13 protein-coding genes and 1 pseudogene are annotated in these 11,835 nt (G+C 67.4%); 7 read left to right on the top strand and 7 right to left on the bottom strand.

The window, feature by feature from the left end; all coding sequences use genetic code 11:
* Window positions 1-4: 4 nt before the first annotated feature.
* A complete protein-coding gene (locus tag FHW12_RS07990; protein ID WP_182530482.1) occupies window positions 5-412 on the top strand; it encodes a hypothetical protein in 408 nt (135 codons plus the stop codon).
* Window positions 413-462: 50 nt separating this feature from the next.
* Here FHW12_RS07990 and FHW12_RS07985 read toward each other — a convergent pair whose 3' ends face one another.
* On the bottom strand, window positions 463-2,100 hold the full coding sequence (locus FHW12_RS07985) for an FMN-binding glutamate synthase family protein (RefSeq protein ID WP_182530481.1): 1,638 nt from the start codon (window positions 2,098-2,100) through the stop codon (window positions 463-465).
* Window positions 2,101-2,190: 90 nt separating this feature from the next.
* On the opposite strand from FHW12_RS07985, the gene ubiA reads away from it, so the two are divergent.
* Window positions 2,191-3,495, top strand: coding sequence for a 4-hydroxybenzoate octaprenyltransferase (gene ubiA, locus FHW12_RS07980; protein WP_310735181.1), 1,305 nt, complete (start codon window positions 2,191-2,193; stop codon window positions 3,493-3,495).
* Between the two features lie 104 nt (window positions 3,496-3,599).
* Here the strand turns inward: ubiA and dcd are convergent, their stop codons facing one another.
* The 6 genes and pseudogenes from dcd to FHW12_RS07955 form a co-directional block, all read right to left on the bottom strand.
* Window positions 3,600-4,202, bottom strand: a complete 603-nt coding sequence (gene dcd, locus FHW12_RS07975) for a dCTP deaminase (RefSeq protein WP_182530480.1) — start codon at window positions 4,200-4,202, stop codon at window positions 3,600-3,602.
* Entirely contained in the window at window positions 4,199-5,575 is a 1,377-nt protein-coding gene (locus tag FHW12_RS07970) for a hypothetical protein (RefSeq protein WP_182530479.1), read from the bottom strand. The genes dcd and FHW12_RS07970 overlap by 4 nt, the downstream gene beginning before the upstream one ends.
* Window positions 5,559-6,044, bottom strand: coding sequence for a hypothetical protein (locus tag FHW12_RS07965; protein WP_182530478.1), 486 nt, complete (start codon window positions 6,042-6,044; stop codon window positions 5,559-5,561). Before FHW12_RS07965 ends, FHW12_RS07970 begins: the two co-directional genes overlap by 17 nt.
* A gap of 114 nt (window positions 6,045-6,158) precedes the next feature.
* The gene (locus FHW12_RS21220; protein ID WP_259392930.1) at window positions 6,159-6,377 is read right to left on the bottom strand and encodes a hypothetical protein; all 219 of its coding nucleotides are present in this window, start codon (window positions 6,375-6,377) and stop codon (window positions 6,159-6,161) included.
* A gap of 6 nt (window positions 6,378-6,383) precedes the next feature.
* Window positions 6,384-6,605: pseudogene (locus FHW12_RS21790) on the bottom strand (MerR family transcriptional regulator); the annotation flags it as partial.
* A gap of 85 nt (window positions 6,606-6,690) precedes the next feature.
* Window positions 6,691-7,392 (bottom strand): ComF family protein, encoded by a 702-nt coding sequence (locus FHW12_RS07955; protein ID WP_259392928.1) that lies wholly within the window; start codon window positions 7,390-7,392, stop codon window positions 6,691-6,693.
* Between the two features lie 121 nt (window positions 7,393-7,513).
* On the opposite strand from FHW12_RS07955, the gene bioB reads away from it, so the two are divergent.
* From bioB to bioC, 5 genes are read left to right on the top strand one after another with little or no spacing between them, the layout of a single operon-like run.
* Entirely contained in the window at window positions 7,514-8,527 is a 1,014-nt protein-coding gene (gene bioB / locus FHW12_RS07950) for a biotin synthase BioB (protein WP_182530475.1), read from the top strand.
* 28 nt (window positions 8,528-8,555) lie between these two features.
* Window positions 8,556-9,722 (top strand): 8-amino-7-oxononanoate synthase, encoded by a 1,167-nt coding sequence (bioF, locus tag FHW12_RS07945; RefSeq protein ID WP_182530474.1) that lies wholly within the window; start codon window positions 8,556-8,558, stop codon window positions 9,720-9,722.
* Window positions 9,719-10,108 (top strand): DUF7079 family protein, encoded by a 390-nt coding sequence (locus FHW12_RS07940; RefSeq protein WP_259392927.1) that lies wholly within the window; start codon window positions 9,719-9,721, stop codon window positions 10,106-10,108. Before bioF ends, FHW12_RS07940 begins: the two co-directional genes overlap by 4 nt.
* 11 nt (window positions 10,109-10,119) lie before the next feature.
* Entirely contained in the window at window positions 10,120-10,881 is a 762-nt protein-coding gene (bioH, locus tag FHW12_RS07935) for a pimeloyl-ACP methyl ester esterase BioH (RefSeq protein WP_182530473.1), read from the top strand.
* Window positions 10,878-11,810: a malonyl-ACP O-methyltransferase BioC gene (gene bioC, locus FHW12_RS07930; protein WP_182530472.1), complete on the top strand. Its 933-nt coding sequence runs from the start codon at window positions 10,878-10,880 to the stop codon at window positions 11,808-11,810. Before bioH ends, bioC begins: the two co-directional genes overlap by 4 nt.
* Window positions 11,811-11,835 lie beyond the last annotated feature (25 nt).

Raw genomic sequence — 11,835 nt, 5'->3', positions numbered from 1 at the left:
CACCATGCACACGTTCATCCATCGCGCTTCGTATCTCGCCCTCGTCGCGGCGCTCGCTGCCGCGCCGGCGTTCGCGCAGCAGGATCTCGAGACGAAGATGAAGGGCGACGACCGGCCTTCGGATTCGCAGATCGAATTGAGGAACCAGTCGCGCTGGTCGCTGCAGGAACTGTATTTCGCGCCGGTCGGCAGCGATCATTGGGGGCCGAACCAGCTCGGCCACCATTCGGTGCATCCGGACGACACGTTCACGCTGACCGGCATCCGCTGCGACAAGTACGACGTGAAGATGGTCGACGACGACGACAACGAGTGCATCGTGCGCGACGTCTCGCTGTGCGGCGCCGACCGCATCTGGCGCATCGACAACCGCGACCTGTCGCGCTGCCAGGCGCGCACCAACCGCGAGTGACGCGTTCGAACGGCCCGGGAAGCCGCATGGCTTCCCGGGATCGCGCGCGATCAGCGCGACTTGCTGCGGCGACGTGCGCTGAGTTCTTCCGGCGGCGCGAACGAATCGGGCCGCGCGGCGAGCCAGAAGCGCTGGAACACCGCGTGCTCCGGCACGCCGGCGAGCAGCTCACCGGGTTCGAGGAAGCGATACAGCGAGGCGAGCGAGCGCACCTCGTTGCCGGACACGCGGCGGATAATGTGTTCCGGGCCGAGTTCGGACGGATGCTCGAGGCCGGCCGCCTGCAGCAGCTCCTTCAGCGCGTGCAGCGTGTTCTCGTGGAAGTTCGCCACGCGCGCGGCCTTGTCCGGCACATCGAGCTTGTTCCAGCGACGCGGATCCTGCGTCGCGACGCCGGTCGGGCAACGATCGGTGTGGCAGCTCTGCGACTGGATGCAACCGAGCGCGAACATGAAGCCGCGCGCGGCGTTGCACCAGTCGGCGCCGATGCTCAGCGTGCGCGCGAGGTCGACCGCGGTGATCACCTTGCCGCTCGCACCGATGCGCACGCGATCGCGCAGGTCCAGGCCGACCAGCGTGTTGTGCACCAGCATGAGTGCTTCGCGCAGCGGCGCGCCGACGTGGTCGGTGAACTCGAGCGGCGCGGCGCCGGTACCGCCCTCGCCGCCGTCGACGACGATGAAGTCGGGCAGGATGCCGGTGGTCGTCATCGCCTTGGCGATGCCGAACCACTCCCATGGATGGCCGATCGCGAGCTTGAAGCCGGTCGGTTTGCCGCCCGACAGTTCGCGCAGGCGCGCGACGAAACGCAGCAGCCCTTCCGGCGTGTCGAACGCCGAGTGGCGCGCCGGCGAAATGCAGTCCTCGCCCATCGCGACGCCGCGCGTCGCGGCGATCTCGGCGCTCACCTTCGGCGCCGGCAGCACGCCGCCGTGGCCGGGCTTGGCGCCCTGCGACAGCTTGATCTCGATCATCTTCACCTGGTCGAGCACGGCCTTCTCGGCGAAGCGCGCCTCGCTGAGCACGCCCGCGCGTTCGCACGCGCCGAAATAGCCTGAGCCGAGCTCCCAGACGATGTCGCCGCCGTTCTCGCGGTGGTACGCCGACAGCGAGCCCTCGCCGGTGTCGTGGTAGAAGCGGCCGCGGCGCGCGCCTTCGTTGAGCGCACGGATCGCGTTCGGCGAGATCGCGCCGAAGCTCATCGCCGAGATGTTGAACACGCTCGCCGAATACGGTTTCGCGCACTGCGCGCCGACGTCGACGCGGAAGTCGTGGCTGTCGATGCGGCTCGGGCGGATGGAATGGTTGACCCATTCGTAGCGCTCGGCGTACATGTCCAGCTCGCTGCCGAACGGGCGCACGTCGAGCGCATTCTTCGCGCGCTGTTTCACCACCGCGCGCTGCACGTGCGAGAACGGCACTTCCTCGTTGTCGGACTCGACCACGTACTGGCGCAGCATCGGCCGCACGTACTCGAAGAAGAAGCGCACGTGGCAGATCAGCGGATAGTTGCGCCGCAGGGTCGAGCGCTTCTGCGCGAGGTCGGCGACGCCGACGACGACGAGCGCGGCGCTCGCGAGCGCGACCAGGCGCACGCCGAGGCCGAGATGCCAGCCGGCGAACGCGAGCGCGCAGACGAGCACGCTGGCGATGAAGGCGAGATAGCGCGAAGGCAGCCACTGTTCCATCGGCAACTCCGGTCGGGTCGCGGTGCGCCGCGGCATGTGCATGAGCATAGCCGAGGTTCCACCGTCGTCATTGCGGGCTAAACTCGCCGGATGGAAGACAGCGAGCGCCCCAAGCCGCGCCGGCGCAAACCGAGCGAAGGCGATGTCGCCGACGACAGGCCGGCTGCGGCGACGCCGCGCGCGCGGCGCAGTGCGGCAGCTGCCGCTGGTGACGATGCCGACGGCGTCGCGCCGAAGCGCGCGCCGCGCACGCGCAAGGCACCCGCTTCCGGCGCGCCGGGCGACGCCACGACGGGCGGCGGCGCGGTGCCCGCGGGCGCGTTGCCGAACGCGCCGCCGATCACCCACGCGTCGCCGCCTGCGCCCGCGGGGATCACGGCGATGGAGGCGCCGGACGATGCACCCGCGATGGTGCCTTCGTTCGCACGCAAGACGGAGCCGCCACGGCGCGCGCCCGCGCCCGCGCGCCCGGCCGACACGTCCACGCGCAGCGCGCGCATCATCGACTGGGTGCTCGGCTACGTGCCGGATGCGCACCGCGCGCGCGTGCGCGAGTACCTCGTGCTCATGCGCCTCGACCGCCCGGTCGGCGCGCTGCTGCTGCTGTGGCCGACCTGGTGGGCACTGTGGTTCGCGGCCAACGATTTCCCGCCGCCCGGCGTGCTCGTGATCTTCACGCTCGGCGTGTTCGTCATGCGCAGCGCCGGGTGCGTGATCAACGACTATGCCGACCACGGCTGGCTCGATGCGCACGTCGAGCGCACGCGCGGCCGACCGATGGCGGCCGGACGCGTGACGAAGAAGGAGGCCCTGCTGCTGTTCGGCGGCCTGCTCGCGTTCGCGTTCGTGCTCGTGCTGTTCACCAACGCGCTGACGATCAAGCTTGCCTTCGTCGGCGCCGCGCTCGCCGCGGTCTATCCGTTCACCAAGCGCGTGACGCACCTCGCCCAGGTCGTGCTCGGCGCCGCGTTCGGCTGGTCGATCCCGATGGCGTTCGCCGCGGTGACCAACTCGCTGCCGCAGCTGTGCTGGCTGCTGTTCCTCGCCAACGTGCTGTTCTCGGTCGTCTACGACACCGAATACGCGATGGTCGACCGCGACGAGGACATCCGCGTCGGCGCGAAGTCGACCGCGATCCTGTTCGGCGACGCCGATCGCGTGATCATCGGCGTGCTCATGGCGACGTTCCTGTTCGCGATGCTGCTCGCCGGCACGCGCGTGCACCTGCACTGGCCGTACTTCCTCGGCCTCGCCGGAGCCACCGGCCTGTTCGGCTGGCAGCAATGGCTGATCCGCGCGCGTGCGCGCGACGCGTGCTTCGCCGCGTTCCACAACAACAACCTCGTCGGGCTGCTGATCTGGCTCGGCTTGTTGTTCGCGATGGCGATTCGGTAGGTCGCGCTCGTCGCGATGTGGGTGCTACCCCGCGATGGACGGCTCTGGTTTTCCGCGCCGCTGCGCTAGTTTTTTCCTCTCCTGCTTGCGGAAAGGCTCTGGCACTACGGCTGGCGGAGACCCTCCCCCGTCCAAAATTTCATTTCGGCGTCAGCAGAAATATTGCCGTGCCCCGGGTCGACCTGCTGCGCGAATGTTCCGCCATAGGCGGCGGCGCCCTCGCAGTCCGAAAGAATAATTTGCGCTACGAGTAGGCCGGGATACAGAACCAGCGGGACTTCGCCGAGATTGACAAGCTCCAATGTGATGGTGCCTGCAAAACCCGGTTGAATTGCCGTCGCTGTGGCAATGACGAGACCCACTCTGCCCCAGCGCGAGCGCGATGTCACCCACCCGGCCAGATTCTGCGGTAGTTTGATGTACTCGAGAGTGCTGCCGAGCACGAGTTCGTTTGGGTGAAGAAAAAATTTCGCCCCGAAATTGGAGTAATGACGAGAGTTGTACCGTATAGAACGCGGATCGGAGCTCGCTGGATCAATAGATGCGAGATTTCCGCGCCTCGTCACAACAAAGTCGTTACCCAAGCGGATATCAATGGACGCCTCCCCAATCTGAGTTCGGTTCAGGAGAGGGGTTACGACAAGCCGCGCCTTTGGATCGGTTTGCTCGATCGCCGATATCAGCCTCGTTTTACCCAGCACGCTCATCGGGTCTTGCCCCATTCGCGATACTCGCGTTCCAGCACTATATATTCAAGAGCCCTGAGAGTTTTTTCGTTGAGCCTAGCGACATCATCGGTACTCCCGGTCGTCGCTGTAGGCGACTGTGATTCCTCCAATACGGCGAGCCATGCAGCGAGGATCGCCGATCGCTCATCAACTCGCCGCGGGTTCAGAGAATTTCCAAGCTCGTTTGGTGGGAGGCCGTTTTTCAGGCGTCCAACAAGGTCGGGCACTTCGGCCTCGAATATCGCGTCTTCGTATACAGCACTTCCCACTGCTTGTTTCGCAAATGCTTGGGCGTCTGACAACGAAGCATCCACCCATTTATAGGCGATTTTCGCGAGGGCATTTGTCTCAATCGCCTTCTTGTCACTATCCTCGGCAGCTAGAGCAGCCAGCTGATCCGTGAGCGATGCCGCTGCGCGGAAAGATGGCGAATCCGAGTGGTTTGCGAGCACGGCGAGATGCTTCAGAGAACGCGCGGCCTCCAGACATACGCGAATTCGCATTCGGCCCGGGGGATAGCAGTCGTTGCCTGCAGAAGGCACAACATCCAGTGCCCACAGATTTATCTCGTAGCCAGCGAAAAGGGCACTGGGACCGAACAGATAGATACCCACGGTGTCGGAGATCAGCTCTTCAAGCGCACGAAATCTCAGCGCGAATACCGTTTGCATCGCTGTATGCAGCTCCGCGAGAGAATTCGCAGCGCCCAAAGCGGCGCTCACCTCGTTACGAATCTCAAGCTCTTTCGTCGCATACTCTGGCTTCGCGGACTCCTGCGTCAGGAAATCTGTAGCAATGGGATGCCCAAGCTCATGACCGAAAATAGCGTGCATTAGCACGTTATCTCTTTCGATTCGTGGGAACGAGACGAAGTCTGCTGGGCCTTTGTACTTTGCAAGTATGCCGTCCATCTTTGCGTTCGGCCCCATATTCGCAAAGAGTCGCTTCAACGTTTCGACGTAATTTCGGATTGTGAAGTTGTAGTCAGCTTGCGGCCAGGCAAGCAACGCAGAGTTTCTCCCTAATCGCTCGTAGAGAGACCGCAGTAGACACACGAGTCCACGGGGAGTTTGATCTGTTCCCGCGTTGTCGAAATATTCGAGGGTCTTGCCAAGCTCGAACACGACCAGCGTAACCATGACGAGCGTACGCTCATCGGAAATGCTGGCGATTTCGCTTCTAAGTGTAGAGAGCAATTCCTCAAGCAGTTCGAGAGCTTGAGCAGCGCCTTCATCCGGGAAATCGCGCGACCTTAGCTCAGCAAAACGCTGCTTAAGGGCCGAGCAAAGGCCGGCCGCCTGAAGACGGCGATAGTGAACGGTCTGAAACGGTTGACTAGGCGTGGTACCCAAGGCCAACTTTTAGGTCATGGCGAGAAGGCCGCAGGCGGTTGTGCTCAATCATGCCAAGCAATGACGTATAGAGACGATCAAAAAAAAGTCTGACCGCGTTTAATGTATTCACGTCAACCGAAGCGCTATGTCCCGCCGCAATTTCGCGCACGGCAGTCTCCAGCTCACTGAACACGAGCGGTGCTTGTCGACCTCTGAGCACTGCATCAAGTGACTCGACTGGTCGGAGCGCGTAGCCAAGCGCTTCCGTGCTTGCGAACGCACTTCCTCCAGATTGTGTGCCGCTCGCGATGAATTCGGCGCCTTGTGCCGCCTGATGCAAAAAGTCTGCCGCCTTGCCCAAGATTGCTTGATCTTCCAACGAAAGAGCCTGCGAGCCAGCTCTAGCGATTGCGTCGGATGACCGAGCAGCGAGCAACCCAAAGTTAATTGCTTGAGCGGTTCGCGTGTGAAGGCTTGGGTCGCTCATGAGTCACTCCCACAGTAGGTAGGGAAGTCTTGATATACCCGAAACAGAACGCCAATTGGGCCGGCTCGTCGGTCGATTAGTCTAACTCTAGCGGCCCAGCGTTGCTGCTTTTTCTTACGCACTGACAGCCCGCCGCTTGATGGCGGCGCGGGCGGTCAACGCGTGGATTTGCCGTAGATCGCACATGAATAGGAATACTTGCTGGCCGCCCTTGGTCACGTCGGCGACCGACCTATCGCCATCCGAGAGAAAAACAGATTGGCCATCTGTGAATAAATAGTCTGCCGGACAGGTCGTCAAGTTCTTGCCGTACTTTCGCTGCAGCGTTGCCATGCAGCGCTTCACATTAGCGACCTCGACTTTCGCTGCAAGGAGTGACTTCACTGCACGAAGTGCGACAAGGTCCCCAAAAGAATATAGACGTGGACGCCCTCTTCCTGGAGTGGCTTTTATTGAGGGAATGACGACCTGCGTTCGTGCCAAATAATCGACAACCGTTACGCGCAGCCCAGAAATAGCCGCGGCCTCCCGAGTCTCAAATCCTTCTGGTGCCTTTGCCATAGTTCAGAGTCTAGTGCTGGACACTGTTTTTCAGCAAGTGTCAAGCGACAAGGCGGTTGAATTGGCATTGGCCCCCATCTCACCGCTATGGCGACCTCGCTAATGCCCACGCGTCGACACGTGTGACGCCTGCGCGACGCAGGGTGCGGGCGGCTTCGCGCAGGGTCGCGCCGGTCGTCATGACGTCGTCGAACAACGCGACGTGGTCGGGCCATTCGAAGCCCGGCGCGACGGCGAATGCGCCGCGCAGGTTGCGCCGGCGCATCTTCGCGTCGAGGCCGGTCTGCGCGGGGGTCGCGCGAGCGCGTCGCAGCGCGTCGTGGCACAGCGGAACGCCGAGCACGCGCGCGAGCGGACGCGCGAGCTCGAGCGCCTGGTTGTAGCCGCGCTCGCGCAGGCGCGCGACGTGCAGCGGCACCGGCACGATCATCGCCGGCAGGTCGGGCGCGGCGCGCGCGGCGCATTCGACCAGCTGGCCGGCGAGCACGCGCCCCGCGGCGAGGTCGGCGTGGAACTTGAAGCGTGCCTCGAGCAGGTCGAGCGGATGGGCATAGCGCAGCGGTACCCAGGCGCGGGCGAACGGCGGCGCGCGCGCAAGGCAGGCGCCGCACGCGGGCGCCGGTGTCGCGAGCGGCAACGCGCAGCTTGGGCAGCACGGGGCGTTCGGCGCGAGATCAGCCGCACAACCGGCGCACAGGTCGCTCGTGCCGGCGCCGCGGGCACCGCAGAGCAGGCAGCGCGGCGGCAGCAGCACGCGCAAGCCACGATCGATCCAGCCGTCAACCATGCCGGCCTCCATCAGGTTGACAGCCTCCCGCGCGATGCCGAGACTGCCGAGCCTGCACCGCGCACGCCGGCACCGCGAGCGCGCCCGAACCGCCCTTTCCGTACGACTTCCCGGATTCCGCATGACCGCCCTGCGCCACGACTGGACCCGCGCCGAAATCCTCGCCCTGCTCGAGCTGCCGTTCGCCGACCTCGTCGCGCGCGCGCAAGGCGTGCACCGCGAGCACCACGACCCGAACGCCGTGCAGGTGTCGACCCTGCTGTCGATCAAGACCGGCGGCTGCCCCGAGGACTGCGCCTACTGCCCGCAAGCCGCGCGCTACGCGACCGGCGTCGAGGCCGAGAAGCTCATGGACCTCGACGCCGTGCTCGCGAAGGCGCAGGCGGCGAAGGCGGCCGGTGCGACGCGCTTCTGCATGGGCGCAGCCTGGCGTTCGCCGAAGGACCGCGACATCCCGAAGGTCGCCGCGATGATCGGTGCGGTCAAGGCGCTCGGCATGGAGACGTGCGCGACGCTCGGCATGCTCAGCGAACCGCAGGCGCATGCGCTCAAGCACGCAGGTCTCGACTACTACAACCACAATCTCGACAGCGCGCCGGAGTTCTACACCGAGATCATCCACACGCGCGAATATCAGGATCGCCTCGACACGCTCGGCCATGTGCGCGACGCGGGCCTCAAGATCTGCTGCGGCGGCATCGTCGGCATGGGCGAATCGCGCGAACAGCGCGCGGGCCTGCTGCACGCGCTGGCGACCCTGCCCGCGCATCCGGATTCGGTGCCGATCAACCGCCTCGTGCAGGTCGCGGGCACGCCGCTCGCGGGCACCAGGGCGCTCGATCCGTTCGAGTTCGTGCGCACGATCGCGGCTGCGCGCATCGCGATGCCGAAGTCGATGGTGCGCCTGTCCGCCGGCCGCGCCGAGATGAGTGACGAGCTGCAGGCGCTGTGTTTCCTCGCCGGCGCCAATTCGATCTTCTACGGCGAGAAGCTGCTCACCACCGGCAACCCCGACGTCGAGCACGACCAGGCGCTGTTCGCGCGCCTCGGCATCCATGCGCTCGAGGTCGACGTCGAATCGAACACGGTGCATGCGGACATCGTCGAGCGCTGCGCGGCCGAAGCCGCCGCCTGATCCGCGCGTGCCTTCGCCGGCGAAGCCGATGCGCCCCGACCTGCTCGCCCGCCTGGCCGATGTGCAGGCGGAGCGCGCGCGCGCGTCGCTGCTGCGCCGCTTGCGCAACGTCGAGCTGGTCGACGGCGCGACGATCGTCGTCGACGGCCGGCGCCTGCTCGACTTCGCGAGCAACGACTATCTCGGCCTCGCCCAGCATCCGGCGCTGCGCGAGGCGCTCGCGCGTGCGGCGGCGCGCTGGGGCGTCGGCGCAGGTGCCGCGCACCTGCTCGGCGGCCATCGCAGCGAGCATGCGGACCTCGAGGACGCGCTCGCGCGCTGGACCGGGCGCGAGCGCGCGCTGCTGTTCTCGACCGGCTACATGGCCAACCTCGGCGTCGTCACCGCGCTGCTCGGCGCCGACGACCTCTGCGTCGAGGACAAGCTCGACCACGCGAGCCTGCTCGACGCGGCGCAGCTCGCCGGCTGTGCGCTCAAGCGCTACGTGCACGGCGACGTCGCGAGCGCGGCGCGCCAGCTCCGTGCGAAGCCCGATGCCGCTGCGTTGCTCGCGACCGACGGCGTGTTCAGCATGGACGGCGACGTCGCGCCGCTGCGCGAACTCGCCCGGCTCGCTCACGCCGAACGCGCGACGCTCATGGTCGACGACGCGCACGGCCTCGGCGTGCTCGGTGCCGACGGTGCCGGCAGCGTCGCCGAAGCGGGACTCACGCAGGACGACGTGCCGGTGTTGATGGGCACGCTCGGCAAGGCGCTCGGCGTCGCCGGTGCGTTCGTCGCCGGCAGCGCGGCGCTCGTCGACGGCCTCGTGCAGTCGGCGCGCACGTTCGTCTACACGACCGCGCTGCCGCCTGCGCTCGCCGCGGCGACACGCGTGGCGATCGACGTCGCGCGCCACGAAGGCTGGCGCCGCGATCGCCTGCAGCGCCTCGTCGCGCATTTCCGCGCCGGCGCGGCCGCGCGCGGGATCGGCGTGCTCGATTCGCGCACGCCGATCCAGCCGGTCGTGGTCGGCGACAGCGCCGCCGCGCTCGCGCTGTCGCAGCGGCTCGGCGATGCCGGCTTCTTCGTGCCCGCGATCCGTCCGCCGACGGTGCCGAAGGGCCATGCACGCCTGCGCGTCGCATTGTCGGTGCGGCACGCCGAGAGCGACGTCGAGCGCCTGCTCGATGCACTCGCGGGTGCGTCGCGATGATGCCGGCGTGCGACGACCGCGCCGGACGCGAACCGGTCTGGCGCGCGCTGTCGGACCTCTATCTCGACGCGCCGGTCCGTCCGCACGTGCGTGCCGCGGCGGCCGCGCTCGCACCAACGCGCTACAGCGCGCACGAGCTGCGCGCGATCCTGCTCGACGAAGTGCACCCGGCGGTGTGCGCGAACCTCTGTGCGACCGCGGGCGTGTGGGACGCGTTCGACATGCAGTGGCTCGCCGAAGCGATCCTCGCGCAACAGCGCAGGCCGCGCTGGTTGCGCGCACGCGGGCGCTGCACGCGTCGCCACGCGGAATTCCTGTGGCGACTGCTCGGCCCGCGCGTCGCGCGCGCCCGCGCGACCGCACTACCCCCGACCTCATCCTGCTGACCCGATCCGCGATGCATATCGAAATCCACGGCCAAGGTCCCGACCTCGTGCTCGTGCATGGCTGGGCGATGCACGGCGGCATCTTCGCTCCACTGCTCGCCGCGCTGGTGCCGCACTTCCGCGTGCACCTCGTCGACCTGCCCGGCCACGGCTTCGCGCGCGACGAGGCGCATTTCGACGTCGCCGACAGCGCGCGGCGCATCGCGGCGGCTACGCCGCGCGCGCTGTGGGTCGGCTGGTCGCTCGGCGGCCTCGTCGCGCTGCGCGCGGCGCTCGACGCGCCGGCGCAGGTGCGCGGGCTCGCCATGCTCGCCTCGAGCCCGCGCTTCGTCGCCGCACCGGACTGGCCCAACGGCGTCGCCGCGACCGTGTTCGGCGAGTTCGCGAGCGAGCTGCGCGCGCGCTACCGCCACGCGATCGAACGTTTCCTCGCGCTCGAGACGCTCGGTTCGCCGCACGCGCAGGCGCAGTTGCGCGAACTCAAGCAGCTCGTGTTCGCCCGCGGCGAGCCGAGCGTCGAAGCGCTCTGCGACGGCCTTGCCGCGCTCGACGCGAGCGACCTGCGCGACGCGCTCGCCGGGCTCGCGATGCCGAGCCTGTGGATCGGCGGACGGCGCGACCGCCTCGTGCCGCCGGCCGCGCTGCAATGGGCGGCCGCCCACGCGCCGCACGCGCGCCATCTGGAGTTCAACAGCGGCCATGCGCCGTTCCTCGAGTTCGCAGCCGCGATCGCCGACGCGCTCGTCGTGTTCTCGGCGGAGCTGCCCGCATGAGCGCGGGCCTCGATCGCGGTCACATCCGCCGCGCGTTCGGTCGTGCCGCGGCGAGCTACGCCGCGCATTCGCCGCTGCAGTCGGAGGTCGCCGCGCGCCTGCGCGAGCATCTCGACGGGATCGCGGATTTCGCACCGGGACGCATCGTCGACGTCGGCTGCGGCCCCGGCGATGGCTGTGTCGCGTTGCGCGCGCGCTATCCGCACGCGCAGGTGATTGCGCTCGACCTCGCGCTGCCGATGCTGCGCGAAGCGTTGGGGAGAACGGAGTCGGGTTCGTTTTCCGTGGGCGAAGCGCTGCCCTCGACCTCGACGGAACATGAACCTGGCCCCGCTTTCCTCCCCGTCTGCGCCGACGCGCAGGCGCTGCCGCTCGCCGACGCGAGCGTCGACCTCGTGCATTCGAGCCTGTGCCTGCAGTGGTGCGACGATCCCGGCCTTGCGCTCGCCGAGTTCCGCCGCGTGCTGCGCCCGGAGGGCCTGCTGCTGTTTTCGACGTTCGGACCGGACACGCTGAAGGAACTGCGCGCGGCGTTCGCCGAAGTCGATCGCGGCCCGCACGTGAGCCGCTTCATCGACATGCACGACATCGGCGACGGCCTCCTCGCGAGCGGCTTCCGCGATCCGGTGCTCGAGCGTGAAGACTTCACGCTCACCTACGCCGACGTGCGCAGCCTCATGCACGAACTGCGCGCGATCGGCGCGACCAACGCCGACGCGCGGCGCCAGCGCAGCCTCACCGGCAAGGCGCATCTCGCGCGCGTCGACACCGCGTACGAGCGTTTCCGCACCGACGGCGTCCTGCCCGCGACGTATGAGGTCGTCTACGCGATCGCGCGCGCCCCCGCGCCCGGCCAGCCGCGCCGCGAGCGCGGCGGCGACGTCGCGAGCTTTCCGATCGAACGCCTGCGCGGCAGCCGGCGCCGCTGAGCCGTGCGCACGACGGTGCGGTCCA

Origin of the sequence: Dokdonella fugitiva, assembly GCF_014138265.1 — a bacterium.
Lineage (GTDB): Bacteria > Pseudomonadota > Gammaproteobacteria > Xanthomonadales > Rhodanobacteraceae > Dokdonella_A > Dokdonella_A fugitiva_A.
The sequence above is the reverse complement of the archived record's forward strand: the minus strand, read 5'-3'. Positions and strand labels throughout refer to the sequence as shown.